The organism is Rhizorhabdus phycosphaerae (assembly GCF_011044255.1).
GTDB classification, from domain to species: domain Bacteria; phylum Pseudomonadota; class Alphaproteobacteria; order Sphingomonadales; family Sphingomonadaceae; genus Rhizorhabdus; species Rhizorhabdus phycosphaerae.
The window spans coordinates 125,756-152,300 of sequence record NZ_CP049107.1 but is presented as its reverse complement, the minus strand read 5'-3'; the positions used below and the strand labels follow the sequence as shown (position 1 = coordinate 152,300).

The following is a 26,545-nucleotide window of genomic DNA, read 5'->3' as shown; positions in this document are numbered from 1 at the left end:
CGCTGGACGCGCTCGGTTGTCGTTGATCTGCTTGGCCTGCTGCCGGTTCTGTGGCCACCGCGATAGTTTTTTCCATCCACCGGAGGTCCATCGCACGACAAAGGGAGTTCGGCTGCGCGTTCAAGCTCGAGGTGATGAGAGGCGCGCGCGGATGCAGGCCCCCGCCCCTCACGCTGTCAGCCAGTCGAACGCCTCGCTCGTCTCCGCGAAAAACTCTACCCCCTCGCGCGAGGTCAGCCGTTTCGCCTGCAGCCTCGCGAGGCTTCTCGCGGTCACGAATGCCAGACGTCGTGAACGGACATCGTCGCTGCCGACGAGCTTTGCGAACTCGCCGACGCGCTCCTGACTCTGGATGTCCATGTCCCGTATGTCGCATAAGGTAAGGTGATCGTTAGGCTTGCACGCCAGCGTAGCGATGGCCTCGATCAACTGCGCGCGCATCTCGACGATCGTGGCGCTCTCGAAAAAGCCACCCATGGTCAGCCGGATCAGCTTCAGATCCTTTTCCACATCGACGACGAACCAGCCTTGCACGATCGCACCAATCCTCTGCGCGTTTCGCTCGGAAGCGGACGCGAAACGACGCCCGCCGATTCGCGGCATTGTGCACGCGAAATCCTGACAAACAGGAAGCATCCCCCGAAAATCTGCTGGTCGGTTGCGTCGCCGGAATGTCCTCAGCTCTCGCGCCACCTCGCCACCGCCGCCTCATAGTCCGCCCGCGCATCATCAAGATCGTCACGCGACCTTCCGATTCTCTGCCTGTGTTCGTCCACGAGGGCACGACGGCGTTTGCGAAGCTCCTCCAGTTCGGCATCGATCGCCTCCAGCTCGCTTGCAAGCGAAGCTTCGGCCCGCTCCAGTTCGGCCTCCGCCTTGTCGAGTGCCGCCCGACTGGGCCTTGGTGCGGGCGGCCGAGAGGGCTTCCTCATGTCCCTGCGGCGCGCGGGTGTCGGATTGGCAAGCGCGGCCATATTGTCGGCGGAGCTACCCCGGCGCAGCTTCACGACCTTTCCAGGATCGGCGAGAGGCGCAGCGGTCAGAGCAGGATCGGTAACCTCCTCCGCGCGGCCCGACGCAAAAAGATTCTTGTCGCTGCCCCAGGCCTCGAGCGCAGCCGTGCGGCTGGGCGTTGCGACATAGGCGTCGTGGAAACCAATCGCCGTGCGGAAGACCTTGAGCTTTCTTGCCATGCGTCCTCGCTTGTTGATGACGTCGGAACGTCGGCACCCGTGCGATGAGTAAAAGCCCATTCGGCCCGGTTGGTTTCGCATACTATATGGGCGGGCGAAGGAAGAACTGCCCAATCCCCCGTAGCTGCATGAATCGCTGGCGAAATCCGGCGCCTTCCATAAGGTGACGCCGTGGCCTGGCTGGGGGGTGGCGTGCGTTCATATCGGAAGGGGGGAGTGACGGGCGATCGCCGACGCCGCGCGTCCCGTGCCGATCAGGCAGCGTCGCGATGAGCATGAGCGGCAGCGCGATGGCGCGGATCGTCGGCATCCAGACGATCGTCCAGTTCGTGATCGACTTTTCGGCGAGCCTGATCGTCGCGCGGCTCTTGTCGCCGCACGAGCTCGGCGCCTTCTCGATCGCGCTCGCCGCCGTGGTGATCGCGGCCACGCTGCGCAGCGCCGGGGTCAACATGTTCCTGATCGCCGCGCCCCGGCTCGACCGGCCGATGGTGCGCACAGCCCTTGGCATGGCGATGCTGACGAGCTTCGCCTTCGCCGGGCTCATTTTCCTTGCCGCGCCCGCGATTGCCGCCTTCTACCGCGAACCGACCATCGCCGACGTGCTGCGCATCGTCACCCTGTCTTATCTGATGGCGCCCTATCAGGTGCTGAGCCACGGCCTGCTCACCCGCGCGCTGCGCTTCAAGACCATCCTCCTCGCGACGCTGGCCGGCGCGGCGGCGGGAGCTGCGACCTCGGTGGGGCTGGCCTATGCCGGCTGGGGCAGCCTCGCCATGGCCTATGGATCGGTCGTCAACGGGGCGGTGGCACTCGGCCTGTCGGTGATCGCGCGTCCGCCCGACTTCGTGTGGCGTCCGTCGCTGTCCCATTGGCGCTCGATCTCCTCCTTCACCGGCTGGGTGCTGGGCGGGGTCCTGCTCGGGCAGGTCGGGCCCCGACTGAACGAACTGTTCGTCGGCCGCTCGCTGGGGATTGCGCCCGCAGCCTTTCTCGACCGGGCGGAGATGCTGCCGCGCATGTTGTGGAACTATGCCGCACCGCCGGTGCTCAGCATATTGTCGCCGCTGGTCGCGCACGAGCTGCGCAGCGGGATCGACGCCCATGCGACGCTGCTGGTGCGGATGCGGCTGTTCGGCTGCATATTCTCCCCGATCCTGATCGGCATCGCGACCCAGTCCGCACCGATCCTGATCGGCCTCTATGGCTGGCAGTGGCAGTCGTCGATCGCACCCGCGCCCTGGCTATGCATCGCAGCGGCGATAACCGGGCAGTTCGTCGTGCTCAACGCATCGCTGTCGGGGCTCGGCAAGGCGCGCGAGCTGTTCGTGCTCGGCCTTGCCGAACAGGCGGCGCGCGTCGCCATGCTGGCGATGCTGAGCTGGACCAACATCGTCTATGTCGCGATCGGTACAATAGGGGTCTCGCTGGTCTATGCCGCCGCCGCAATCCGGCTGGGCATGGCGCTCGGCCTGTTCTCGCTGCGAGAGATGCTGGCGAGCCTCCTTCCCTCGGCGGCGATCTGCGCGGTCGTCGGCGCTGCGGGTATTGCCATTGATGTCGCACGGGGCGGCGGCATCCCGCCGCACCCCATCCTCGCCGTGTTCGAGGCCGCAGGCCTTTTGGCGCTTGTCTGGCTGGCTGCGGTGTTCCTGTTCCAGCGGTCGGTGCTCACCGCCCTGTGGAAGGTCGCCCGGCATTGAGCGACGACCGGCCGATCCTGCTCGTCGCCAACGCCCTGCCCCCGCTCGTGGGCGGCACGCCAATGGTCTATGACCGTCTCGCGCGCGCCTGCGCACCGCGCCTTCACGTGCTCACCGCCTGGCGTGACGCGGACGAAGGCAAGCCGATTGCGGGCTGGCGAGAGAGCGACGCCGGGAAGAGCTATCCGATCCATCGCATCGCCTGGCTGCGTCCGCCGCGCATCGAGGCATTCCGTCGCCGCATCGGCCTGCTCGACCTGCTGCTCGTCGACCTGCCGGTCATGCTCTACGTGCTGCTGCGCGTCCTGTTTCTCGCAACGCGCATCCGCGCGAGCGCGATCGTCGTGGGCGAGTTGCAGGGGCTCGGCTGGCTCGCCATCCTGCTCGGGCTTTTCTCGCCATGGCGCATCATCCTCTACACCCATGGCGAAGAGGTCGTGCAGAAGACCTACAACCGCCTCGCCCGCCTGCGCGGGCCGGCGCTTCGCGCAGCCGACCACGTCATCACCGTATCCAGCTTCACGCGCGACCGGCTGATGAGCGATTTCGGCGTTGCGCCCGAACGGATCGACCTCGTCACGCCGGGGGTCGATCTCGATCGGTTCCAGCCGGGAACGGTCGGGAGCGACGACAAGCCCTTCGTCCTCGCGGTGGGGCGGCTGATCGAGCGGAAAGGCTTCGACCGGCTGATCGAGGCGTTCGCTCTGATCGCCGGTGATTTTCCCGAGGTCGATCTGGTAATCGCCGGCAAGGGACCGGAAGAGCAACGGCTGCGGGCGCTGGCGGCCGCCTCTCCGGCCGCGCCGCGGATCCGCTTCCGGGGTGCTGTCGACGATGCGACGCTGGTCGGGCTCTACGGGGCCTGCACGCTGTTCGCGATGCCGAACCGCACCTTGCCCGATGGGGACACCGAAGGCTTCGGACTGATCTTCCTCGAGGCCAATGCCTGCGGCAAGGCGGTCATCGGCGGACGCGCGGGCGGCGCAACCGACGCGGTGGTCGACGGCGTGACGGGGCTGCTGGTCGACGGTGACGACCCCGCATCGATCGCGGCGGCGCTGCGTCGCTTGCTGAGCGACCCGGACGCGCGCGTCGCAATGGAACAGGCCGGGCTCGCGCGGGCGCGGACGCTGGGATGGGACGCAACCGCGCGCAGATTTCTCGAGGCGGTCCGATGACGAACAAACGCGGCAAACAAGCGAATTGGTGGCAGTCGAAGACCTATGTGGCGCTGCTGCTGCTGCTCATGGCGCTGCCTTTGCTGTGGCCACCCTTCCCCCCGCTCGACGACGTGCCGACGCATATGGGGCGTTTCCATATCCAGGCCGGCATGGCGGGTGCGTCGACGCTTTCCTCGATCTTCTCGATCGACTGGATGCCGGTCGGCAATCTCGGGGTCGACGCGCTGGTCTATGTGCTGCAGCCGCTGATGGGGGTGGAGCCGGCGACGAAGCTGGTGGTCATCCTGATCCCGTTGCTCTCCGCCGGCGGACTGCTGCTGATCGCACGCGAGGCGCATGGCGAGCTGCCTGCCTCGGCAGCCTTCGCCCTGCCGCTGATCTACAATTACGCCTTCCACTACGGCTTCATCAATTTCTCGCTGGGCGCTGCCCTCGCCTTTCTGCTGTTCGGCCTCGTGCTGCGCTATCAGCGGCTCAAGCTACCGGCGGTCTGGCGAACGCTGATCCTGCTCGGCAGCCTGCTCATCTATTTCGCGCATATCTTCGGCTGGGTCGTCTTCGGCCTGCTCGTCGTCGGCAACGCGCTCTACCGCCATGTCACGAGCTGGAGGATCAGCCTCGCAATGGTGCGCGCGGTGGTCCTCGAATGCCTGCTGCTCGCCCTGCCGCTTATCCCGATCGTCGCGTGGCGCAGCGGCGACAACCAGGGAGAGACGAGCGCCTTTTTCGCCCTCTTCGACAAATGGGGCTGGATCGAAAGCGCGATGCGCGATCGCTGGGTCAAATGGGAGGGTCTGTCGGCGCTGTTCTGCATGGGGCTGATCGGGCTAGGGCTCGTCGGCGTGATGCGGATGAGCCGGCGCCTGCTGCTCGTCTTCCTCGTCATGGCGGCCTTCTACATCTTCATTCCCTATGCCTTTTTCGGCCTGATCTATGCCGACATGCGGATCGCGCCGCTGATGCTCGCCATCGGCCTGCTCGCCCTCGCGCCCCGGCCGGCCTGGGGACGGACGGCCGCGTCGGCCATCGCCCTGCTCGCACTGGCCTTCGTGACCGCGCGCAGCGTGGCGACGACGATCAGCTATGCGCGCTATGCCGAGGATCATGCGCGCTGGCTGAAAGTGCTTCCCAGCATCCCGCGCGGTGCACGCGTCGTCGCCCTGGTCGCCCCGCCCTGCCCGCGCGGCTGGAACGTGCCCCGCATCATTCATCTGCCGAGCATGGCGATCGTCCGACGCGATGCCTTCGTCAACGACCAGTTCGACATGCCGGGCGCGCAGCTGGTGGCGGTGGGGCCATCCATACCGCGCGACTTCGCCTATCACAGCAGCGCACAGGTGCGCCTGCCCGGATGCGAGCGGCCCGAACCGCTCCTCGCCGACCGCATCGCGCAGATCCCGCGCGGCGCCTTCGACCATCTCTGGCTGCTGGGGGTCGATCCGGCCAATCGCCCCAGGGCGGACTGGCTACGCCCGGTCTGGTCGGACGACCGGTCGGCGCTGTACGCGATCGTTCGACAGAAAACATCTTCCGCTGCTAAGGCGGGTCCGAGGGGATAGTCAGTGGGGGCTGCACGATGAGCATGATCGAAACCAAGAAGGCGCCGCGCCGCAAGCTGTCGGCGCCCGACGTCTCGCTGGTCATCCCGACCTATAACGAGAAGGCCAATATCGCGCCGCTGGTCGAAGCGGTGCGCTCGGCGCTCGGCGACATTCCGTGGGAAATCATCATCGTCGACGATGACAGCCCCGATCAGACCTTCGCCGAGGTGTCGCGCCTGGCGCGCGAGGAGCCGCGGCTGCGCTGCCTCCGCCGCGTCGGTCGGCGTGGCCTGTCCTCGGCGGTGATCGAGGGCGCACTGGTTGCGAACGGCAGCGCGATCGCCGTCATGGATGCCGACTTCCAGCATGACGAGCGCATCCTGAAACAGATGTACGAGAAGCTGACCTCGACCGGCGCCGACATCGTCGTCGCGACCCGCTATGCCGAGGGTGGCGGCATCGGCGAGTGGGACGCCACGCGCGCGAAGATGAGCGACTTCGCCACGCGCATGGCCGGCATGTTGGTCGGCAATCAAACGAGCGATCCGATGAGCGGTTTCTTCATGGTCCGCCGCGAGATCTTCGCCAGCGTGATCTATGACCTGTCTCAACAGGGGTACAAGATCCTGCTCGACATCATCAGCTCGTCGCACACCCCGCTGAAGATCGAGGAAGTCCCCTATGTCTTCCGCGCGCGGCAGGAGGGTGAGAGCAAGATCAGCGTGATGGTGCTCGCTCAGTTCCTGTTCCTGATCATCGAGAAGCTGACTCATGGGCTGATCCCGCCCCGCTTCGCGCTGTTCAGCATCGTCGGCGGCTTCGGTCTGCTGGTCCACCTCGCCATCCTCAACGGCCTGAAACTGGCCGGCTTCACCTTCATCGCGGCGCAGCTCACCGCAACCTTCATCGCGATGGTGTCGAACTTCGTCATGAACAACGAGTTCACCTATCGCGACCGCCGCTTGACCGGCCTCTCCTTCCTTGCCGGCCTGATCCTGTTCTGCGTCGTCTGCAGCTTTGGCGCCCTCGCCAATGTCGGCGTGGCGGAGATCGCGATCCACCAGTTCGGCAACTGGTCTCTCGCCGGTCTGGCGGGCGCGATCATGGGCGCGGTATTCAACTTCTCGGCGGCGACTAGCCTGGTCTGGCGCCGACCGCGCAAGAGGGTCGTTTCGGTCGCCGCCTGAATCGGCCCAGCCGGAGCAACTTTGCGACCGGGTGAACATTGCCATGGCACCAGCCGTTCGTTTCGGCGTTGACGCTGACGGGGACGGACTGCCGCTTGCCTCACGGCGATCGAAAACAAGGCTATGATGTCGAGCGACCTTTTCCGGACGGATGACAATTGCTGGCAGGTCGAACGTGCGAACCGTTTCGGCGTGATCATCGACGCCGCCGATTATTTCCGCGTGGCCCGCGACGCGATGATGGCGGCGCGCGAGCAGATCATCCTCGTCGGCTGGGATGTCGATCCGCGCATCCTGCTGGACCCTGACGCCGCCGATCGCGAGGAGCCGAACTGCCTTGCGGAGTTCATCCCCTGGCTCGCGAAGCGGCGGCCCGAGCTCCGGATCAACCTCCTGATCTGGAACATGGGCTTCCTGAAGATGCTCGGCCGTGGCCTGTCGGTGTTCACCCTCGCCCGCTGGCGGCTGAGCCGCCATGTTTCCATACGCTTTGACAGCAGCCATCCGATCGGCGGCACCCATCACCAGAAACTGCTCGTCGTCGACGACAGCCTGGCGATGTGCGGCGGGATCGACATGACCTCCGATCGCTGGGACACACCCGATCATATCGACGGCGATCCGCGGCGCGTTCGGCCGAACGGAAATCCCTATCGGCCATGGCACGACACCGCCGGACTGGTCGAGGGGCCGGTTGCAAAGGCTTTGGGTGATCTTGCGCGCACCCGCTGGCATCGCGCGACGGGCAAGCATCTGCCCGAGCCGACACCCCATGACACCAGTTGGCCAGCTATAGTCGAACCGTTGCACCGTGACATCGACGTCGCCATCGCGCGGACTGAGCCGCGCGCCGACGATCATGAAGAGGTGCGCGAAATCGAGCGGCTCTACGTCGACATGATCGCCCGCGCGCGTCGATTCATCTATGCCGACAATCAATATTTTGCGTCGCGGCGCGTAGCCGAAGCGATAGCGAAACGGCTCGAGGAGACTGATGGCCCGGAGATCGTCATCATCAATCCGGTCAGCGCCGACGGCTGGTTGCAGGAAGCCGTCATGGGCAGCGCGCGGGCCGAGCTCTTCTATGCGCTCGCCGAGATCGACCGCGACGATCGCTTCCAGATCTACACGCCGGTCACTGCGGCCGGACGGCATATCTATGTCCATTCCAAGCTGATGATCGTCGACGACGTCATCCTGCGCGTCGGGTCCTCCAACATGAACAACCGCTCGATGGGGCTCGACAGCGAATGCGATATCGCGATCGACCGAAGCGCGAACGGGCAGCCCGATCCTGCGATCACCAGCCTGCGCGAGCGGCTCCTCGCCGAACATCTCGGCACCACCGAACAGGCGGTACGAGACGCCTTTCAGCGAACCGGATCGCTGATCGGGACGATCGAATGCCTGCGCGGGTCGGGCAAGACGCTGAATCCCTTCGAACCCGAGAAGGTCAACGACACCACCTATGCGATCGGCGCCAGCGGACTCCTCGACCCGGAGTCGGTCGACGAGCGCTTCGAACCCCTGTCGAGCCGGGGACTTTTTCGGGGATTTCTGCGGCGCGGAACCCATCAATTGATCGACACTATTCGCGAGCGGCGACGGCTGCGGCGCGAGCGCAACCGGGGGCGCTGGCGACGCAAGTTCCGCCGGATCGTCGACGCCGCGCGCGGCGAGCGCGATTGACGGAAACGGGTCGCTCGCTCACTGTCGTATACCAGCTTCGACGAGGTCAGCGCCCGCCATGTTCGCTTTTCGGAAGATCATCCCATTCCTGGCCGCTGTAGCGCCGCTGGCCCTGCTGCCTGCAAAGGTCTCCGCCGCGACCGGAACCATAGCTCCAGCCCAGCATGCCGAAGCGCTCAAGATCTGGAAGGCGATGATCGCCATTCCGACGGTGCAGGGCCGGGGCGAGATGCGGCGCATGGCCGACTATATTGCCTCACAGCTGCGCGAGGCTGGCTTTGCCGCCGACGACATCGTGATCGAGGGGCAAGGCGACGCGGTCTCGCTCGCCGCGCGCTATCGCGGGACCGCCAAGGGGAAAGACAAGGCCATCCTGCTGTCCGGCCATATGGACGTCGTCGAGGCGCGGACATCCGACTGGACTCGCGATCCCTTCACCCCGGTCGAGGAAAAGGGCTTCGTCTATGGGCGCGGTTCGCTCGACATGAAGTTCGGCGACGCCGTTCTGGTTTCTACTCTGCTCCAGCTCAAGCGCGAAGGCTTCAAGCCGCGGCGCGACATCCTGCTGCTGCTGTCGGGCGATGAGGAGACCGACATGGCCACGACGGCGCGCCTTGCCGAGCGATACGCCGGGGAAGGCGAGCTCCTGCTCAACGCCGATGGCGGAGGCGGCCAGCTCGACGAACAGGGCAAGCCAGTCGCCTTCTATGTCCAGGGCGCCGAGAAGACCTATGCGGATTTCGAGTTTACCGTCACCAATCCCGGCGGGCATTCGAGCCGTCCCGGCCCGTCCAACGCCATTGCCGATGTAGCGGCGATCGCCCAGCGGATCGCTGCCTATCGATTTCCGGCGCGCACCAACGACCTGACCGCCTCCTATCTGCAGCAGGCAGGCGAAAAGCTGGGCGGCGAGATGGGAGCGGCCCTTCAAAACTTCGCGAAGAACCCAGACGATAAAGCCGCTCTCGCGAAACTGCGCGCCGATCCCGAATGGGTGGGCCAGACCGGCACGACCTGTGTGCCGACGATGATTTCGGGAGGCCATGCCCTCAATGCCTTGCCGCAAAAGGCGACGCTGTCGGTCAATTGCCGCATTTTTCCCGGCGAGTCTGTCGAAAGCGTGCGCGACAGGCTGCGGGTTGTGGCGGCGGACGACAAAGCGACGATCACGACATTGGGCGCCCCCCTCGCCAGTGATGCATCGCCGCTGCGTTCCGATCTGATGAAGGCCGTTCGCAAGGGAATAGACCTCAGCTATCCCGGCCTGCCGATATCGGGCGTTATGTCCGCCGGGGCGACCGACAGTCTCTACTTCCGGGCAAAGGGCGTGCCGAGCTATGGCGTGCTGGGCATGTTCCTGCGACCAGAGGATGATTTCGCGCATGGCCTCAACGAGCGGGCGCCGATCGCCAGCCTGGACCCGGCCCTTGCGCTCATGCGGACGCTGATCACCGATCTGGCGCGATAACCCCGTCAGCGCACCGTTGCATCCGGGGAGCCCGCGCTGCCCCGGGCGCGCTCCTAGTTGGTGAAGCCGACCGTCAGGAAGCTCGGCACCGGGCCGTTCCAGCCATCGTCGGGCCCATCGTCCTGTCTGTCACGGCGATCATCGCGGCGGGGGCGACGATCGTCACGCCGGGCTTCGCGCGGCGGCGGAACCGCGCGCTCGGGACGTTCCGCCCGCTCTGCGCGTTCGGGACGCTCCGCACGCTCAGGGCGTTGCACGCGCTCGGGTTGTTCCGTCCGGTCTGCGCGGGCCACATCCTCGCGCGGGGCCTTGTCCCGGCGACGGTCGCGTCGCTCGCGGGGAGCGGCAGTGGCTTCCTCGCTCGGAGCATCGGCGCCAGCGACACGAGGGCGCCTCGGCAGGGGGGCGCCGGTCAGCTTTTCGATCGCCGCAATCGCCTCGGCGTCTTCGGGCGTGACCAGCGTGATCGCAGTACCCGTGGCACCGCCACGACCGGTGCGACCGACGCGGTGGACATAGTCGTCCGGATGCCAGGGCACATCGAAATTGAAGACGTGGCTGACACCCTTGATATCGAGGCCGCGGGCCGCGACGTCGGACGCCACGAGGATGTTGATCTCACCACCCTTGAAGCGGTCGAGCTCGCGCAGCCGCTCGGGCTGCTCCATGTCGCCGTGAATCTGTCCCGCCTTGAAACCGTGGCGCGCCAGGCTCGACGCGAGATCGCGTACCGTCGTCTTGCGGTTCGAAAAGATGATCGCGGTGGTGACGGTCTCGCTGCGCAGCAGGCTGCGCAGCGTCTCGCGCTTGGCACGGCTCGACGTTTCGACGAGCGACTGATCGATCGACAAATTGGTGCTCGCAGGACGCGACACCTCGATCTGCTTCGGGTTGGTAAGGAATTTGTCGGCGAGCTTCTTGATCGGCGCCGGCATGGTGGCCGAGAATAGCAGCGTCTGCCGTTGCGCGGGAAGCTTCGTGCAGATTTCCTCGATGTCCGGGATGAAGCCCATGTCGAGCATCCGGTCGGCCTCGTCGATCACGAGCAGGCTGCAGCCCGTCAGCAGGATCTTGCCCCGCTGGAACAGGTCCATCAGCCGGCCAGGCGTGGCGATCAGCACGTCGACGCCCTTCTCGAGCGCGGCCACCTGCTCACCCATGTTCACACCACCGATGAGGAGTGCCATGTTAAGCTTGTGATATTTACCATATTTCTCGAAATTTTCGGCAACCTGCGCTGCGAGTTCACGCGTCGGTTCGAGAATGAGCGAGCGGGGCATGCGGGCCCGGCTACGGCCATGCGCCAGAATATCGATCATCGGCAGGACGAAGCTGGCGGTCTTTCCCGTGCCCGTCTGGGCGATGCCGATCAGGTCCTTCATCATGAGGACGGGCGGAATCGCCTGCGCCTGGATCGGCGTGGGCTCGGTATAGCCAGACTCCACTACAGCGCGGAGAAGTTCGTCGGAAAGGCCGAGATCGGCAAAGGACATGAAGTTATCCGGAAAAGCGTACGGAACCCAATTCCGCACAGAGCGGGCGATTGGGCGTATGAGCACGATTTGTCAAGGATTTTGCGGGCCGACGCCCCTCAGGCATCGACCACGAGCTTGCGGAAGCGGCGAATTTCGCACTGCCCTCCGGACCGGGTGCGAATTACGTCGCGCCCTGCGCAGATGCGGCCGTCTTCGGTCGGCAGGATGTAGAAGCCCGAATAATAATCGAGCGCGGGACAGCGCGACGAAAATTCGGCACGCATCCGCTGCCCTCCCCGCAAGGCGAGATCGATCGCGTCATCCGCGACGACGGCAGCGCCGGCTATGGTCGCCATCGTCACGCATTTAGGACCCTTTTTTTCTTTCCACTTCAGAGGTTTCTGAGGCGTTCTGCTGGGAACGCGGACCACCAGCGTCTGCTGTATCGTCATTTGCGCGAGCAGCGTCGGCGCGGCCTGCGCGAAACCGGGCAGCCACGGACATAGCGCCGCAGCCGAGGCCAGCGGCACTCCAACGCTCAGGACTCGCGGCAAGCGGCCGATTTTCACGTCCGACGTTCCACCCTTTTCACCGAACCCCTTTGGTGCCGAGCCACCCATAAAGCCGATCCTCATCGGCGCAACCGTTTGAACGACCGATGAACTACCGCACCTGCCGTCAAAGCTGTCGGTTGTGCTGGCTAATCGCGCCGACGCTGCATTATGTTCCCGCCATGCCGCCGCTCAACCGCCCCGACGCCGATCTCATCGCTCGCCTGCGCGATATGCTGGGGCCGCAGGGCTGCGTCACCGACCGCGACATCATCGCGCCCTGGCTGACCGACTGGCGCGGACGCTATCGCGGCGAAAGCCTCGCCCTGCTCGCCCCCGCCACGCTGGACCAAGTGGCGGCGATCGTCCGCATCGCGGCCGAAGCGCGCGTCGCACTGGTACCGCAGGGAGGCAATACCGGAACCGTGGCCGGTGCGACGCCCCCCGCCGATGGCTCGGCGCTGCTGATTTCGCTGCGTCGGATGAACCGGATACGCGCCGTTTCCGCGACCGATAATGCCATCATCGCCGAGGCCGGGGTGATTTTGGCCGATCTGCACGCGGCGGCTGCAGCCGTCGACCGGCGCTTTCCCCTGTCGCTCGCGGCGAAAGGGTCCGCGACCGTGGGCGGGCTCGTTTCGACCAATGCTGGAGGAACGCAGGTCCTTCGCTTCGGGCCGATGCGCTCGCTTGTCCTGGGGTTGGAAGCAGTCCTCCCCGACGGGTCCGTTTTCGAGGGGCTGGCCACGCTGCGCAAGGACAATCGCGGCTATGACCTGCGCCAATTGCTCACCGGCGCCGAGGGCACGCTGGGCATCGTCACGGCAGCGGCGGTGCGCCTCGTTCCCGCCATCGGTGGCCGGGCGGTCGCCTGGGCCGGCCTGCGCAGCCCGGCCGATGCCCTGCGCCTGCTCCGTCGGATCGAGGAGATATCCGGCGAAGCGGTCGAGAGCTTCGAGCTCGTCCCGGACGATGCGCTCACACTGGTGCTGCGCAATGTTCCGGGCATGCGCGCCCCGCTTTCCTCCCCATGCCCCTGGAACGTGCTGATCGAAGCCGTCGGCGCGCGCGGCGCCGGAGACCCTGCCACGGCCCTGGAGTCGACGCTGGCCGACGCGATCGGGGACGGGCTCGTCATCGACGCGACGATCGCGTCCAGCGAAAGCCAGGCGGAAGCGCTGTGGGCGTTGCGGGAATCCATCTCGGAAGCGGAGAAGCTCGACGGTCCTTCGCTGAAGCACGACATTTCCGTGCCGGTCTCCCAGATGCCCGTCTTTCTGGAGCGCGAGCGACGCGAGATCGAAGCCCGGTTTCCGGGTTCGCGCATCATCGCCTTCGGGCATCTCGGCGACGGCAACATCCATTTCAACCTGCTTCCGCCCGCCGATGCCGGCCGCGAAGACTGGATCGCCGCCCATGGACGCCAGGCGACCGCGATGGTCCATGATCTCGTCGCCGCTTCGGGCGGTTCGCTGTCGGCAGAGCATGGGATCGGGCAGGCCAAGCTGGCGGAGTTTTCACGCCTTGGAGACCCCGTCCGCCTGGCCATGCTGCGCGCTATCAAGCAGGCAATCGATCCGTTGGGCATCATGAACCCCGGAAAGCTTGTTCCGCTTGCGCCAGAGGCCAAGGATCAATAGACGCCGGCTCGATCATCCGGGCCCGCAACCCGCGAAATCATCCACCTCTCAACCGGATTTCAGGAGATTGTCGATGGCGACTGCCCCGGCCAACGCTCTGCCCCTCTTCTACAACGAACTGCAGCCGCTCTCGAGCCAGCTTCACGCCACCTGGAAGGCGCGCACGCTGGAAACCGCCGAGTTCTTCGCCACCGCCCATGCGGTGCCGCTGACCGTCGAGGAATTCATCTCGGCGCAGCGCTTCTACCCGATCGTGTTCTCGGCCGGCCCCGATCCGGTGCCGCTGGCGCTGTTCGGCCTCAATGAGGGCGTGAACGTCTTCGTCGACGAGAAGGGCATGCCCACCCGCGACATCTATATCCCCGCCTATGTCCGCCGCTATCCGTTCATGCTCGCCCGGCTTCGCCCGGATAGCGACGATCTGTCTCTGTGCTTCGACGGCACGTCGGGCGTGATCGGCGAATTCGAGGACGGCATGCCGCTGTTCGACGGCGAGGAACCGGCCGAGGCGACCAAGAACACGCTCGCCTTCTGCGAACAGTTCGAGCAGGCCGGCATGCGCACGGGCATGTTCATGCAGGAGCTGATTCAGAACAAGCTGCTCATCGACGGCGAAGTGACGATCGAACCCGAAGGCGGCCAGCCCTTCGTCTATCGCGGCTTCCAGATCATCTCCGAGGACAAGCTCAAGGAGCTTCGCGGGGACGTGCTGCGCAAGATGGTGCAGAGCGGCCTCCTGCCGCTGATCTACGCCCACCTCTTCTCGCTGTCGCTGATTCGCGATGTGTTCGGCATGCAGGCCCAGCAGGGCAAGGCACCTCCGGTCACCCCGGCCGACGCACAGGCGTGAGGCAGAACGAGAGGAAAGTGCTGCGGGATTAAGGAAATTCCCAATATGGGTCGAACTTTCCTTGAAACCTCAAGGCAAGCGGCCTATCTTGTGAATGTGCGGTGGTCGTGCCCCCCTTTCGCGGCCCCGTACGACGCATCCCTCGGGATGCGTTCCTCCCTGAACCTTGGCCACCTCGTGCGAAAGCACGAGGTGGTTCTTTTATGTGCTCGGGAGCTTATTCTGCGGCGATCGGCATTTCGGGCCGGAACATCGATTCCAGCCGGCTCGCTATCGTAGCGAGCAGACGGCCGCAGCCGTCGACGTTCGGCCCTGGAAGATCCAGCGCAGCGTCGAGATAGAGCGACCGGTCATATTCGATCTGGATCGCATGGACGTTGCGCCGCGGCCGGCCATGCCGGTCTATCGTATAGCCGCCGGCATAAGGATGGTTTCGGGCAGCGACGAGTCCGACGCTTTCGATCACCGCCATGACCAGGTCGACCGCCGCCAGCGACGCGCCTGCGCCGAAGCGATCGCCGACGACGATGCGCACCGGACCGTCGGCATGCCGGACGGGCAGCGGCGGCATCGAATGGCAGTCGATCAGGATCGCCGCTCCGAAGCGCTGGCGGATGAGATCGAGACGCTGCGCTATCGCCGCATGATAGGGCGCGTGGATATCCGCTATACGCTCGCGGGCCGCCTCCAGAGGGATACGGCGGCGCCACAGCTCGCCGCAGGAAGGAAGCCGCCGCGGGAACAGGCCGAGCCCGGCGCGGACCTTCCCGCTCAGCAGCAGATCCTCGGCCGCCAGCGTGCCGTCAACCATCCCCGGATCGATCTCGCGCGGGTCGCGGTTGAGGTCGATCGCGGCGCGCGCGACCCGTGCGACGATAGCGCTCGCGCCCTGCGCGACGGCGGGCTTGACCAACTCGTCCGCAAAGCGATCCTCGAGCGCCTTGAGCCGCTCCACAGGCACCCTCGCCGCCTCCAGGACAGCTTGGGGATAGTCGCGCCCGGCATGCGGCACGGTCAGCAGCACCGGCGACACCGGGACCGCCGGGCCGATGAGAGCGAAGGGGGCGCCGGACTCCATTCCGATACGCTAGAGTCGCCCTTCCGGCCACGCAACCGCTGCCGCTACGAAAGGCTGATCGACGATCGCTTTTTTCGCCAGCATCTGGAAATTGTTAAGCGGTTCGCGCATAAGTGGGCGGCAGGACCGGCATGAGGCCGGCATGCAGGATGTGACCGCCATGATCCGGATTTTGCTGGCCGAGGACGACGACTCGATGCGCGAATATCTCGCGCGGGCACTCGAGCGTTCGGGCTATGCGGTAACCAGCGTCGACCGGGGAACGGCAGCGCTTCCCTTGCTGGAGCAGGACAGCTTCGATCTTTTGCTGACCGACATCGTGATGCCCGAAATGGACGGCATCGAGCTGGCGCAGCGCGCGAATGTGATGGCGCCCAACATGCGGGTCATGTTCATCACCGGATTCGCTGCCGTGACGCTCAAGGCCGGCGCAACCCCGCCCGACGCCAAGGTTCTTTCGAAGCCGTTCCATCTGCGCGACCTCGTCATGGAGGTCGATCGCATGTTCCAGGTAGGCAGCGCGACAGGCGTTTAAAAAGAAACGACATTGGGGGGTTGCGCACCCCCTGAGGCTCCGCTAGGGAGCCCCGCATTGGGCGTGTAGCTCAGTGGTAGAGCACTGTGTTGACATCGCAGGGGTCGCAAGTTCAATCCTTGCCACGCCCACCATAAACCCCGTCAATCCTCTGGATTGGCGGGGTTTTTGATTCCGGTTTCGGATTTGCCGCACTGCCCTTTGGGGAAGGCGCGCATCCGACCCGGCTTTTGTCACGTTCCTTGGGTGCACTTCCTGATCCGGAAGTGTTCCAGAAGGATGCAGACGATGAAAATCACGTCAGGAAAGCTCTTCCGCGCCGTCGCAGGCGCCACACTCATGGCCTCGGCGGCGGTGCCGCTCTCGGTCGCACAGGCCGCCGATCATCACGGAGCCCATCAGGGGACGGTCGTGGACGGCGCCGTCGCTTCGCCCGACCACACCACGCTGGTCGCCGCGGTCAAGGCCGCCGGCCTCGTCGACACGCTGTCGGGAACCGGCCCGTTCACGATGTTCGCGCCTACCAACGCAGCCTTCGCCAAGCTGCCGGCCGGGACGGTGGACACGCTTCTGAAGCCGGAGAACAAGGCGACGCTGACGTCGATCCTCACCTATCACGTCGTGCCGGGCAAGCTGATGGCGGCCGACATCGCCGCCAATGCAGCGGCGCATGGCGGCAAGGCAATGCTCAAGACCGTCCAGGGCGAGACGCTTACGGGCTGGAAGGATTCGGCCGGCGCCTGGTGGTTGACCGATGCCAAGGGGGGCAAGGTGAAGATCACAGCCGCCGACATGGCCAAGTCGAACGGCGTCATCCACGTTATCGACGGCGTGCTGATGCCCTGAACCTGAGACCTGTTCCGAGGGAGCGCCGTCGGGCGCTCCCTCATTTCTCTGTTAGAGACGGTAAGTTCAGCCTGTTCGGTAATAGGCCGCACGGAAGCTATCGGCGAAAGCCTTGAGTCGTCCGTCCGCAATCGCTTCGCGCAAGTCCGCCATGAGCGACTGATAGAAGCTCAGATTATGCTCGGTCATCAGCATTGCGCCGAGAATTTCACCGGCGCGGATCAGGTGGTGAATATAGGCGCGGCTGAACTGCGCGCAGACGGGGCAGCCGCATGTGGGGTCCAGCGGCCCCTGATCTTCGCCGAAGCGCGCATTGCGGAGATTGATCGGGCCCTCACGCGTGAAGGCCTGCCCATTGCGCCCCGACCGTGTCGGCAACACGCAGTCGAACATGTCGATGCCGCGTTCGACCGCGCCGACGATATCGTCGGGCTTGCCCACCCCCATCAGATAGCGAGGCTTGGCTTCGTCCAGCTGCCCCGGCGCAAAGTCGAGCGTGGCGAACATCGCCTCCTGCCCCTCCCCGACCGCCAGACCGCCCACCGCATAGCCGTCGAACCCGATGTCGAGCAGCGCATCGGCCGAAAGCTTGCGCAGCCGCTCGTCCAGCGCTCCCTGCTGGATGCCGAAGACGGCCGCCCGCTCCGCATGCTCGCCGCCCGCATCGAAGGCCGCGCGTGAACGCCGCGCCCAGCGCATCGACCGCAGCATCGCCTCTTCCTGCTCGCGCTCCGTCGTCGTCGTGGGCACGAGTTCGTCGAATGCCATGATGATGTCAGAATCGAGCAGGCGCTGGATTTCGATCGACCGCTCGGGCGACAGCATGTGCGACGAGCCGTCGAGATGGCTCTTGAAGGACACGCCCTCCTCGCTGCGCTTGGTGAGGGCCGACAAGCTCATCACCTGATAGCCGCCGCTGTCGGTCAGAATAGGCCGATCCCAGCGCATGAAGTCGTGCAGCCCACCGAGCCGGGCCACGCGCTCCGCGCCCGGCCGCAGCATCAGATGATAGGTGTTGCCGAGGATGATGTCGGCACCCGTTGCACGAACGTCCCCCGGTTTCATGGCCTTCACCGTGGCAGCCGTACCGACCGGCATGAAGGCAGGGGTGCGGATATCGCCGCGCTGCATGCGGATCGTGCCCGTGCGGGCCTTGCCGTCGACGGCGTGAATGGCGAGTTCGAAACGCGGATTTTCCATGCGCGGCCCATAAGCCGGTGGGCTTCGTGTGCCAAGGCTTGCGCGGAAAGCCGCGGTCGTGCACGCCGTTCCGCCATGGAACTCGGCCTCGATAGCTACGCCATCCTCACCGCCGTGGCGTTCGTCGCCGGCTTTATCGATGCGATCGCGGGGGGCGGTGGGCTTCTCACCATTCCCGCCATGCTGTGGGCCGGAATACCGCCGATCGCCGCGCTCGCTACGAACAAGCTGCAGAGCAGTTTCGGCTCGGGCACCGCCTGTTGGAATTTCAGCCGCAAGCGGATGATCGACTGGCGGACCTATGGCCCCACGGTGGCGATCATCGCCGCCCTGTCGGGGGTCGGGTCGATCGTGGTCCAGGCGATCGGGAACGACGCGCTGAACCTGATCGTCCCCGTGCTGTTGCTGGCGGTCGCGGCCTATATCGTGCTGTCTCCGCGCATGCACGACGAAGACGCCCATCAGCGGCTCAGCGTGCGCGCCTATATGCCGGTCGGCGGAGCGATCGGCTTTTACGACGGGTTCTTCGGGCCGGGCACGGGCAGCTTTTTCGCGACGACTCTGGTCTCGCTGCGCGGCATGGGGCTGACGCGCGCGACCGCCCATACCAAGGCGTTCAACTTCGCGAGCAACCTCGGCAGCCTGGTCATATTCCTGTTCGCCGGGCACATCCTGTTCCTGCTCGGCCTGTGCATGGCGATCGGGACGACCGCCGGCGCCCTCGCCGGGTCGCACATGGCGATGCGCTTCGGTGCGCGCGTGATCAGGCCCCTGCTGGTGACGATCTCGCTCGCGATGACGGCACGCCTGCTCTGGAACGCGCTGGCCTGAAATCCGGGTGACAGCGCCGCTGCCATCCTCGGTTCGGCACGCGCCGCCCTCATGTCGACCACGAAGCGCTTGCCTTAGCCATGGCTTGGATTCCATAGCTGGAGGATCAACCAGGAGAGTTGGCGTTGGAAGAAGACAACACCCCCGCAACGGACTCGCAGTCGGCAAGCTCGACCGGCAAGACCAAGTCCGTGCCCAAGATCACCAAGAAGACTGCCGTGATCGGCGCCGCCGTCGGCATCGGCTCGGCTGCGATCGTAGCCGCCCTGCTCTACGCCAACCGCGGCAACGGCAAGTCCTGAGCGCTCGCGCCCTCTCGCGGGTCTTCACGATCGGCTATGAGGGGGTAACCCAGCCGGAGTTCATTGCCTGCCTGCGCAAATCCAAGGTGAAGATACTGGCCGATGTCCGCGCGGTGCCGCTGTCGCGCCGTCCCGGATTCTCCAAGAATATCCTGGCCGCAGGCCTGCGCGAGGCCGGTATCGACTATGTCGGGTTCAAGGCGCTCGGCACACCTCCCGAAGGACGCGCGGCGGCGCGACGCAACGACCTGGAGGCGCTCAGCCGCATCTATGCCGGGCAGCTCGAACTTCCGGAGGCCATGGCGCAAGCCGCGATGCTCCGCGACCTGGCCGAGCAGCGGAGCGTCGCCCTGCTCTGCTTCGAACGGGCGCCCGCCTGCTGCCATCGCTCGCTCCTGGCACAGGCCCTGTTCGCCGACGCAGAGATCGTCGACCTGTTTCCGTAACGTCGCCGCCATTGCCCCGACGGTGATCGAGCGTTAACCTGGCAACGAACCAAGGAGGGGACAATCACATGAGCGACGCCATCGCCACCGCCGAAGCCTTTCTCGCCGAATGGGCGAAGGGCCGCGACGCCATCCGCCAGTCGATCCGCGACTATTTCACGCCCCAGACGACCTGGGAAAATGTCGGCATGTCCCTGACCACGGGCATCGACGAGGCACTGGCGGCGCTCGACGGGTTCGAAGCCAATCTGGGCATGGTCGCGATGACCGTGGACATGCACTCGATCGTCGCGCTCGGCGACAAGGTGCTGACCGAGCGCGTAGACCACATCCTCACGGCCGACGGGTCGGTCGCCGCGTCGATCCGGATCATGGGGATCATCGAAACGAGCGGCGGGAAGATCACCGCCTGGCGCGACTATTTCGACACGGCCGGCCTGCTCGGCGGCGGCTGACGGCCGGAGATTGCCCCGGGCGGGAGCCCGAATCTGGGGCTGCGCGTTGAGGCACCATGCCTTTGTCGGCAATCTGCAACTTCCGCTATGACGAAGAGCCGGGCGAACTCGGCATCGCGTTCGTCGGCGGGCGTGTATCGCTACGTTGAGGTTCCCGCGTCGGCCCAACGCTTTTCAACGAGCGCATCAGGGACCAGCTTCCCTTCCGCCAGCTTCGCGGGGGAAGCCGTTACGGTCCGTGTCCGTAACGGAAATCGAGTTGATGATGGCAGGCGCTCGGGAACAGCCACATCGACCGGATCGTTTCAGCCCCTCCAAATAGAGGAACGCTGATCATGAAAAGCCACGTCCATTTCGTATCGGCCGCCGCGCTGATGCTGGCGTTGTCGGCCTGTGGGGACCGAACCCAGGCCACCGCCGATGCCGCCGCAAACCAGGCCGAGCAGGTCGCGGACAGCGCAGGCGCCATGGCGTCGAACGTCGCCCTCGACGCGCAGCAGGCCCTGTCCCCGACGCCGGCCGGACAGGAGTTCATCGACCGTATGGCGAAGTCCGATGCCTATGAGATCGCAGCGGCGAAGCTGGCCGTAACCAATGCGTCGTCCCAGGCAGTGAAGGACTTTGCCGCCGAGATGATCAAGGCGCACACCGACTCGACGGCCAAAGTGAAGGCTGCTGCGGGCCTGGCCAATCCGCCGCTCACCCCTAACGCCGCTTTGACGGCCGATCAGCAGGAAGATCTGGCCGAACTCGGCAAGAAGAAGGGCGCCGCGTTCGACGAGGACTATGTCGACGAGCAGGTCGACGCGCACGAAGATGCCGTCGTGCTGCTGCGCGACTACTCGGCCAAGGGCGACACGCCTGCGCTGCGCGACGTGGCCGGTGAGTTGCTGCCCGTCGTCCAAGGGCATCTCGACCACGCCAAGCGCCTCGAGAAGTAAGGCGGCGGCCCCTATTGCTGGCTGTTAGATCGTCAGCACGATCTTCCCGACATGGTCTTCTTCGAGGCGCCTGTGCGCGTCGGCGGCGGAGGTCAGCGGGAAGGTCGTGTCGATCACCGGCTTCAGCCGCCCCTCCTCGACATGCGGCCAGACCACGGACGCTATCTCGTCGGCAACACCGGCCTTGAAGGCAAGATCCCTTGGTCGCAGGGTCGAGCCAGTCAGCGTCAGGCGTTTCTGCATGATCTTCCAGATCGGAATTTCTGCCTTTGGCCCGCCCAATATCGCGATCGAGACATGGCGGCCATCGTCGGCGAGGCAATCGATGTTTCTCGGCAGATAATCCCCGCCGACCATGTCCAGAACCACGTCGACGCCCCTGCCCCCGGTCAGCCGCGCCACCTCTGCCACAAAATCCTGCGTGCGATAATTGATCGCCGCGCTGGCCCCCAGCTTGACCGCCGCCGCACATTTGTCGTCGGATCCCGCCGTGACGATCGTCCGCAGCTGGAAGATGCGACCGAGGAGGATCGCCATCGTGCCGATGCCGCTCGTCCCGCCATGTATCAGGACGGTGTCTCCGTCGGCCGCATAGGCGCGCTCGAACAGGTTGCTCCACACCGTGAACAGCGTCTCGGGGATCGCTGCCGCCTCGACCATCGACAAGGTGTTCGGCACGGCCAGACAGAGTGACGCATCCGCCACCGTATATTCCGCATAGCCGCCCCCGGCCACCAGCGCGCAGACTTCCTGCCCGAGCAGTTCCGGCATCACATCGCCACCACAGGCGACGATCTCGCCGGCGATCTCCAGACCCAGGATGGACGGCGCGCCGGGCGGTGGCGGATAGCGCCCCGTCCGCTGCGCGACATCGGGCCGGTTGACGCCCGCTGCGGCGACTCGGACCAGCACCTGCCCGCGCCCCGGCACCGGCACCGGACGCCTGACCGGTACCAATATCTCGGGGCCGCCGGCCCCATCGGGGTCGATCGCCCACATCGTCACAGGAATTTCGCCCATCTTCCCCCCGATCAAGGCGCCCAGGCCACCCGATTCACCATCGGGTTTATTGACATGCGGTCCGTCAGGGTCAACTTTGAGGACATGGAGCCTGACGATCTTTTCGCAAAGCGGCCCGACGATCCTCTGAACCGGCTGGTTCGCCAGGATCTCGACCCCTTGTCGGTCGCCGAACTGGAAGCCCGAATTGCCCTGCTCGAGGGCGAGATAGAGCGCTGCCGCGAACGTATGAAGACGGCCGTTAACCATCGCGCAACGGCCGAAAGCCTATTCAAGCGATGACGGCGCGACTGCCGGAAAGCGACGCTCTATCGCGCCCGGCAGCAGGGTGGTTCTTGATGAACGGCCTTGGGCACCCGACATATGGTGTAGCGGCATGGCTCGGCCCATGCCGAACGGAGTAGAACGACGATGCCATCCTTCGCCCGCGAACTCGAACAGACGCTGCACAATGCGCTGAGCGCAGCCAGCAGCCGGCGCCACGAATATGCGACTCTGGAGCATCTGCTCCTGGCGCTGATCGCGGACGAACATGCATCCAAGGTGATGACCGCCTGCGGCGTCGACCTGTCGGAACTGCGCAACGCGGTGACCAACTATCTCGACACCGAGCTGGACGCGCTCAAGGTGGAGGGCGAGACCGACCCCTCGCCGACCAGCGGCTTCCAGCGCGTCGTGCAGCGTGCGATCCTCCACGTGCAGTCCTCGGGCCGCGAAGAGGTCACCGGCGCCAATGTTCTCGTCGCGCTGTTCAGCGAGCGCGAGAGCTATGCCGTCTTCTTCCTGCAGCAGCAGGATATGAGCCGCCTCGATGCCGTCAGCTATATCAGCCATGGCGTCGGCAAGGCCGGTCAGCCGACCGAGCAGCGCGAAGTGAAGGGCGCGGAGGAAGAGAAGGCGCAGGCCAAGACCGACGGCAAGAAGGGCGAGAGCGCGCTCAAGCAGTTCTGCGTCAACCTCAACGAGAAGGCCAAGTCGGGCAAGGTCGATCCGCTGATCGGGCGCTCGGCCGAGGTCGATCGCACCGTGCAGATCCTCTGCCGCCGCTCGAAGAACAATCCGCTCTATGTGGGCGATCCGGGCGTCGGCAAGACGGCGATCGCCGAGGGCCTGGCGCGCAAGATCGTCGAAGGCGACGTGCCCGAAGTGCTGCTCCCCGCCGTCATCTATTCGCTCGACATGGGATCGCTGCTCGCCGGCACCCGCTATCGCGGCGACTTCGAGGAGCGTCTCAAGCAGGTCGTGACCGAGCTCGAGAAGCTGCCGCACGCGGTGCTGTTCATCGACGAGATCCACACCGTCATCGGCGCCGGTGCCACGTCGGGCGGCGCGATGGACGCCTCCAACCTGCTCAAGCCGGCCCTCTCGGGGGGCTCGATCCGCTGCATTGGATCGACCACCTACAAGGAGTTCCGCAACCATTTCGAGAAGGACCGCGCACTGCTGCGGCGCTTCCAGAAGATCGACGTGAACGAGCCGACGATCGAAGACACGATCAAGATCGTCGCCGGCCTGCGCTCGGCCTTCGAAGAGCATCACAACGTCAAATACACGCCCGACGCGATCAAGGCGGCGGTTGAGCTGTCGTCGCGCTACATCAGCGACCGCAAGCAGCCCGACAAGGCGATCGACGTGATCGACGAGGTCGGTGCCTCGCAGATGCTGGTGCCCCCCGCCAAGCGCAAGAAGGTGATCACGCCCAAGGAGATCGAGGCCGTCATCGCGACGATGGCGCGCGTCCCTCCGAAGACCGTGTCGACCGACGACAAGAAGGCGCTCGGCACGCTCGAGACCGATCTGAAGCGTGTGGTGTTCGGTCAGGACAAGGCGATCGAGGTGCTCAGCTCGGCGATCAAGCTGAGCCGCGCCGGACTGCGCGACCCGGACAAGCCGATCGGCAACTATCTCTTCTCCGGCCCGACCGGCGTCGGCAAGACCGAGGTGGCGCGCCAGCTCGCCTCGATCCTAGGCATCCCGCTTCAGCGCTTCGACATGTCCGAATATATGGAGCGTCATTCGGTCAGCCGGCTGATCGGCGCCCCTCCGGGCTATGTCGGCTATGACCAGGGCGGCCTGCTGACCGATGCGGTCGATCAGCATCCGCACAGCGTGCTGCTGCTCGATGAGATCGAGAAGGCCCACCCGGATCTGTTCAACATCCTGCTGCAGGTGATGGACAACGGCAAGCTGACCGACCACCACGGCAAGACGGTCGACTTCCGCAACACCATCCTGATCATGACGACCAACGCCGGTGCGTCCGACATGGCGCGCGAAACGCTGGGCTTCGGATCGCTCACCCGCGAGGGCGAGGATGAGGAAGCGGTGAAGAAGCTCTTCACGCCGGAGTTCCGCAACCGGCTCGATGCGATCGTGCCGTTCGGCTATCTGCCGGCCGAAGTCGTCTCGCGCGTGGTCGAGAAGTTTATCCTGCAACTCGAGCTGCAGCTAGCCGACCGCGAGGTGCACATCAGCCTCGACGATGAGGCCAAACAGTGGTTGACGACCAAGGGCTATGACAAGCTCTACGGCGCCCGGCCGATGGGCCGCCTGATCCAGGAGAAGATCAAGCAGCCGCTCGCCGAGGAGCTGCTGTTCGGCAAGCTCGTCCACGGCGGCGAAGTAAAGGTGAAGTTCAAGGACGAGGCTCTCTCGTTCGAGATCGTCCCTGCCGCGCCGAAGCGCCCGAAAAAGGGCGGAGGCGCAAAGGCCAAGGTCAAGGCCTGATCTTCTTTAACAGCCTTTGAAAGGGCCCGTCTCGCGAGAGGCGGGCCTTTTCTGTAGTGTACCGAAACCCATTGGGTGGGCTCGGACTACCCTTAACCTTATCTTCCGACCTCATGGTGCAGGATCGCGCTTCCGACCCGCCAGGTGGCGCGCCGGGAGGAGCGATCACATGCGCTACGAACTGATCGTCATCGGCAGCGGACCGGCGGGTCGCCGCGCCGCCATCCAGGCCGCGAAGCTGGGCAAGTCGACCCTGGTGATCGAAAACCGCTACCGGGTCGGTGGCGTGTCGGTGCACACCGGGACCATCCCGTCGAAGACGCTGCGTGAGACGGTGCTGAACCTTACCGGCTGGCGCGAGCGTGGCTTTTACGGCCGCGCCTATCGGGTCAAGAAGGACATAGAGGGCAAGGACCTCAACGCCCGGCTGCAGATGACGCTCGACCATGAGATCGACGTGCTCGAGCATCAGTTCACCCGCAACGGCGTTCGCACCATGGAGGGCACCGCGCGCTTCAGGGGGCCGCACGAAATCGAAGTCACCGGACCGAAGGGCGAGGTCCAGTTGGTCGAAGGTGAGAAGATCCTGATCGCGGTCGGCACCATGCCCTTTCGCCCGACGTCGATCCCGTTCAACGGCACCAACATCCTCGACAGCGACGACCTGATCACCGAACCGGCCATCCCGCGCAGCCTGACGGTCATCGGCGCTGGCGTTATCGGGATCGAATATGCGACGATCTTCTCGGCGCTCGACGTCCCCGTGACGCTGATCGAGCCGCGCGACACGTTCCTCGACTTCGTCGATCGCGAGATCATCGACGACTTCGTCCACCAGCTCCGCGATCGCGGCATGGCGATCCGGCTCGGTGCCAAGCTCGATCGCGTCGAGATCGATGCGAAGGGCTGGGCCGTGTCGATTCTCGAAGACGGCCGCCGGATCCGGTCGGAGATGCTGCTCTATGCCGCAGGCCGCATCGGAGCCACGGCTGCGCTGCAGCTCGACCGCTGCGGGCTCGAAGCCGACAGCCGCGGCCGGTTGAAAGTCGATCCGGCGTCTCTGCAGACGTCGGTGCCGCATATCTATGCGGCCGGCGACGTCATCGGCTTTCCCAGCCTGGCCTCCACTTCGATGGAACAGGGCCGCATCGCTGCCTGCCATGCCTTCGGCGCGCCGATGCCTCCCGCCCCCGCCTATTTTCCCTATGGTATCTATGCGGTGCCCGAAATCTCCACCGTCGGCCTGACAGAGCAGGAGGTCCGTGATCGCCGCATTCCTTATGAATGCGGCATCGCACGCTTCCGCGAAACCTCGCGGGGCCATATCATGGGCACGCAGTCGGGCATGATGAAGATGATCTTCGCGCTGGAGAGCCGCAAGCTCCTGGGCGTCCACATCATCGGCGAGAGCGCGACCGAGTTGATCCACATCGGCCAGGCCGTGCTCAACCTGGGCGGCACCATCGACTATTTCGTCGAGAACACCTTCAATTATCCGACGCTCGCCGAGGCCTATAAGATCGCCGCGCTCGACGCCTGGAACAGGATGCCGCGCTGCGACGACCACATGCAAAGCGCACTGGAGCTGGCGCTCCCTGAATTGCAGCGTATCGCCGTAGAGGGGCCGCGTGCCGCCTGAGGGCAATCGGCCCTTTTTTCGCCGCTGCCATTGATCTGCGCCGGTGG

General features: G+C 65.3%; 25 protein-coding genes and 1 tRNA gene. 19 read left to right on the top strand and 7 right to left on the bottom strand.

Features of this window, described 5'->3' with window-relative positions; genetic code table 11:
- Positions 1 to 168: 168 nt before the first annotated feature.
- Both G6P88_RS00790 and G6P88_RS00785 read right to left on the bottom strand, forming a co-directional pair.
- Positions 169 to 534, bottom strand: coding sequence for a hypothetical protein (locus tag G6P88_RS00790; protein ID WP_165321385.1), 366 nt, complete (start codon positions 532 to 534; stop codon positions 169 to 171).
- 143 nt (positions 535 to 677) lie between these two features.
- Positions 678 to 1,193: a hypothetical protein gene (locus G6P88_RS00785; RefSeq protein ID WP_165321384.1), complete on the bottom strand. Its 516-nt coding sequence runs from the start codon at positions 1,191 to 1,193 to the stop codon at positions 678 to 680.
- A gap of 269 nt (positions 1,194 to 1,462) precedes the next feature.
- Between G6P88_RS00785 and G6P88_RS00780 the strand changes: the two genes are divergently transcribed.
- The 6 genes from G6P88_RS00780 to G6P88_RS00755 all read left to right on the top strand — a co-directional run bounded on the left by G6P88_RS00780 (position 1,463) and on the right by G6P88_RS00755 (position 9,962).
- Positions 1,463 to 2,896, top strand: coding sequence for an oligosaccharide flippase family protein (locus tag G6P88_RS00780; protein WP_165321383.1), 1,434 nt, complete (start codon positions 1,463 to 1,465; stop codon positions 2,894 to 2,896).
- Complete coding sequence (locus G6P88_RS00775) at positions 2,893 to 4,074, top strand: glycosyltransferase family 4 protein (RefSeq protein WP_226946670.1); 1,182 nt, start codon at positions 2,893 to 2,895, stop codon at positions 4,072 to 4,074. The genes G6P88_RS00780 and G6P88_RS00775 overlap by 4 nt, the downstream gene beginning before the upstream one ends.
- Positions 4,071 to 5,636 (top strand): hypothetical protein, encoded by a 1,566-nt coding sequence (locus tag G6P88_RS00770; protein WP_165321382.1) that lies wholly within the window; start codon positions 4,071 to 4,073, stop codon positions 5,634 to 5,636. The genes G6P88_RS00775 and G6P88_RS00770 overlap by 4 nt, the downstream gene beginning before the upstream one ends.
- Positions 5,637 to 5,653: 17 nt before the next feature.
- The gene (locus G6P88_RS00765) at positions 5,654 to 6,805 is read left to right on the top strand and encodes a glycosyltransferase (protein ID WP_165321381.1); all 1,152 of its coding nucleotides are present in this window, start codon (positions 5,654 to 5,656) and stop codon (positions 6,803 to 6,805) included.
- Positions 6,806 to 6,928: 123 nt separating this feature from the next.
- A complete protein-coding gene (locus tag G6P88_RS00760) occupies positions 6,929 to 8,494 on the top strand; it encodes a phospholipase D-like domain-containing protein (protein ID WP_165321380.1) in 1,566 nt (521 codons plus the stop codon).
- A gap of 58 nt (positions 8,495 to 8,552) precedes the next feature.
- Complete coding sequence (locus G6P88_RS00755) at positions 8,553 to 9,962, top strand: M20/M25/M40 family metallo-hydrolase (protein WP_165321379.1); 1,410 nt, start codon at positions 8,553 to 8,555, stop codon at positions 9,960 to 9,962.
- Between the two features lie 53 nt (positions 9,963 to 10,015).
- Here the strand turns inward: G6P88_RS00755 and G6P88_RS00750 are convergent, their stop codons facing one another.
- Together G6P88_RS00750 and G6P88_RS20230 are read right to left on the bottom strand one after the other, a co-directional pair.
- Positions 10,016 to 11,455: a DEAD/DEAH box helicase gene (locus G6P88_RS00750; RefSeq protein WP_165321378.1), complete on the bottom strand. Its 1,440-nt coding sequence runs from the start codon at positions 11,453 to 11,455 to the stop codon at positions 10,016 to 10,018.
- 98 nt (positions 11,456 to 11,553) lie between these two features.
- A complete protein-coding gene (locus G6P88_RS20230; RefSeq protein ID WP_226946669.1) occupies positions 11,554 to 11,793 on the bottom strand; it encodes a hypothetical protein in 240 nt (79 codons plus the stop codon).
- A 377-nt stretch (positions 11,794 to 12,170) separates the two neighbouring features.
- Between G6P88_RS20230 and G6P88_RS00740 the strand changes: the two genes are divergently transcribed.
- Together G6P88_RS00740 and G6P88_RS00735 are read left to right on the top strand one after the other, a co-directional pair.
- The gene (locus G6P88_RS00740; RefSeq protein WP_165324813.1) at positions 12,171 to 13,628 is read left to right on the top strand and encodes an FAD-binding oxidoreductase; all 1,458 of its coding nucleotides are present in this window, start codon (positions 12,171 to 12,173) and stop codon (positions 13,626 to 13,628) included.
- A 73-nt stretch (positions 13,629 to 13,701) separates the two neighbouring features.
- Positions 13,702 to 14,478, top strand: a complete 777-nt coding sequence (locus tag G6P88_RS00735; RefSeq protein ID WP_165321377.1) for a SapC family protein — start codon at positions 13,702 to 13,704, stop codon at positions 14,476 to 14,478.
- 217 nt (positions 14,479 to 14,695) lie between these two features.
- Here G6P88_RS00735 and G6P88_RS00730 read toward each other — a convergent pair whose 3' ends face one another.
- Positions 14,696 to 15,556, bottom strand: a complete 861-nt coding sequence (locus tag G6P88_RS00730; protein ID WP_165321376.1) for an N-formylglutamate amidohydrolase — start codon at positions 15,554 to 15,556, stop codon at positions 14,696 to 14,698.
- A 160-nt stretch (positions 15,557 to 15,716) separates the two neighbouring features.
- On the opposite strand from G6P88_RS00730, the gene cpdR reads away from it, so the two are divergent.
- The 3 genes from cpdR to G6P88_RS00715 all read left to right on the top strand — a co-directional run bounded on the left by cpdR (position 15,717) and on the right by G6P88_RS00715 (position 16,937).
- Positions 15,717 to 16,091 carry a cell cycle two-component system response regulator CpdR gene (cpdR, locus tag G6P88_RS00725; RefSeq protein WP_165324812.1) on the top strand — a complete coding sequence of 125 codons (375 nt, stop codon included), beginning with the start codon at positions 15,717 to 15,719 and terminating at the stop codon, positions 16,089 to 16,091.
- A 59-nt stretch (positions 16,092 to 16,150) separates the two neighbouring features.
- Positions 16,151 to 16,225: transfer RNA gene (locus tag G6P88_RS00720), tRNA-Val, on the top strand.
- Between the two features lie 154 nt (positions 16,226 to 16,379).
- Positions 16,380 to 16,937, top strand: coding sequence for a fasciclin domain-containing protein (locus G6P88_RS00715; protein WP_165321375.1), 558 nt, complete (start codon positions 16,380 to 16,382; stop codon positions 16,935 to 16,937).
- A 66-nt stretch (positions 16,938 to 17,003) separates the two neighbouring features.
- Here G6P88_RS00715 and tgt read toward each other — a convergent pair whose 3' ends face one another.
- Positions 17,004 to 18,137, bottom strand: coding sequence for a tRNA guanosine(34) transglycosylase Tgt (gene tgt, locus G6P88_RS00710; RefSeq protein ID WP_165321374.1), 1,134 nt, complete (start codon positions 18,135 to 18,137; stop codon positions 17,004 to 17,006).
- A gap of 75 nt (positions 18,138 to 18,212) precedes the next feature.
- On the opposite strand from tgt, the gene G6P88_RS00705 reads away from it, so the two are divergent.
- The 5 genes from G6P88_RS00705 to G6P88_RS00685 all read left to right on the top strand — a co-directional run bounded on the left by G6P88_RS00705 (position 18,213) and on the right by G6P88_RS00685 (position 21,112).
- Entirely contained in the window at positions 18,213 to 18,968 is a 756-nt protein-coding gene (locus G6P88_RS00705; RefSeq protein ID WP_165321373.1) for a TSUP family transporter, read from the top strand.
- Between the two features lie 125 nt (positions 18,969 to 19,093).
- Positions 19,094 to 19,270 (top strand): hypothetical protein, encoded by a 177-nt coding sequence (locus G6P88_RS00700; RefSeq protein ID WP_165321242.1) that lies wholly within the window; start codon positions 19,094 to 19,096, stop codon positions 19,268 to 19,270.
- Complete coding sequence (locus G6P88_RS00695) at positions 19,267 to 19,716, top strand: DUF488 domain-containing protein (RefSeq protein WP_165324811.1); 450 nt, start codon at positions 19,267 to 19,269, stop codon at positions 19,714 to 19,716. The genes G6P88_RS00700 and G6P88_RS00695 overlap by 4 nt, the downstream gene beginning before the upstream one ends.
- A gap of 68 nt (positions 19,717 to 19,784) precedes the next feature.
- Positions 19,785 to 20,171, top strand: coding sequence for a limonene-1,2-epoxide hydrolase family protein (locus tag G6P88_RS00690; RefSeq protein ID WP_165321372.1), 387 nt, complete (start codon positions 19,785 to 19,787; stop codon positions 20,169 to 20,171).
- Positions 20,172 to 20,506: 335 nt separating this feature from the next.
- A complete protein-coding gene (locus G6P88_RS00685; RefSeq protein WP_165321371.1) occupies positions 20,507 to 21,112 on the top strand; it encodes a DUF4142 domain-containing protein in 606 nt (201 codons plus the stop codon).
- Between the two features lie 24 nt (positions 21,113 to 21,136).
- Here the strand turns inward: G6P88_RS00685 and G6P88_RS00680 are convergent, their stop codons facing one another.
- Positions 21,137 to 22,132 carry an NAD(P)H-quinone oxidoreductase gene (locus G6P88_RS00680; protein ID WP_165321370.1) on the bottom strand — a complete coding sequence of 332 codons (996 nt, stop codon included), beginning with the start codon at positions 22,130 to 22,132 and terminating at the stop codon, positions 21,137 to 21,139.
- Positions 22,133 to 22,216: 84 nt separating this feature from the next.
- Here G6P88_RS00680 and G6P88_RS00675 point away from each other — a divergent pair, with 84 nt between their 5' ends.
- The 3 genes from G6P88_RS00675 (at position 22,217) to sthA (ending at position 26,498) form a co-directional block, all read left to right on the top strand.
- Positions 22,217 to 22,414, top strand: a complete 198-nt coding sequence (locus G6P88_RS00675) for a DUF1192 domain-containing protein (RefSeq protein WP_165321369.1) — start codon at positions 22,217 to 22,219, stop codon at positions 22,412 to 22,414.
- 129 nt (positions 22,415 to 22,543) lie between these two features.
- Entirely contained in the window at positions 22,544 to 24,859 is a 2,316-nt protein-coding gene (clpA, locus tag G6P88_RS00670; RefSeq protein ID WP_165321368.1) for an ATP-dependent Clp protease ATP-binding subunit ClpA, read from the top strand.
- 169 nt (positions 24,860 to 25,028) lie between these two features.
- Positions 25,029 to 26,498, top strand: coding sequence for a Si-specific NAD(P)(+) transhydrogenase (gene sthA, locus G6P88_RS00665; RefSeq protein ID WP_165321367.1), 1,470 nt, complete (start codon positions 25,029 to 25,031; stop codon positions 26,496 to 26,498).
- Positions 26,499 to 26,545: the final 47 nt, after the last annotated feature.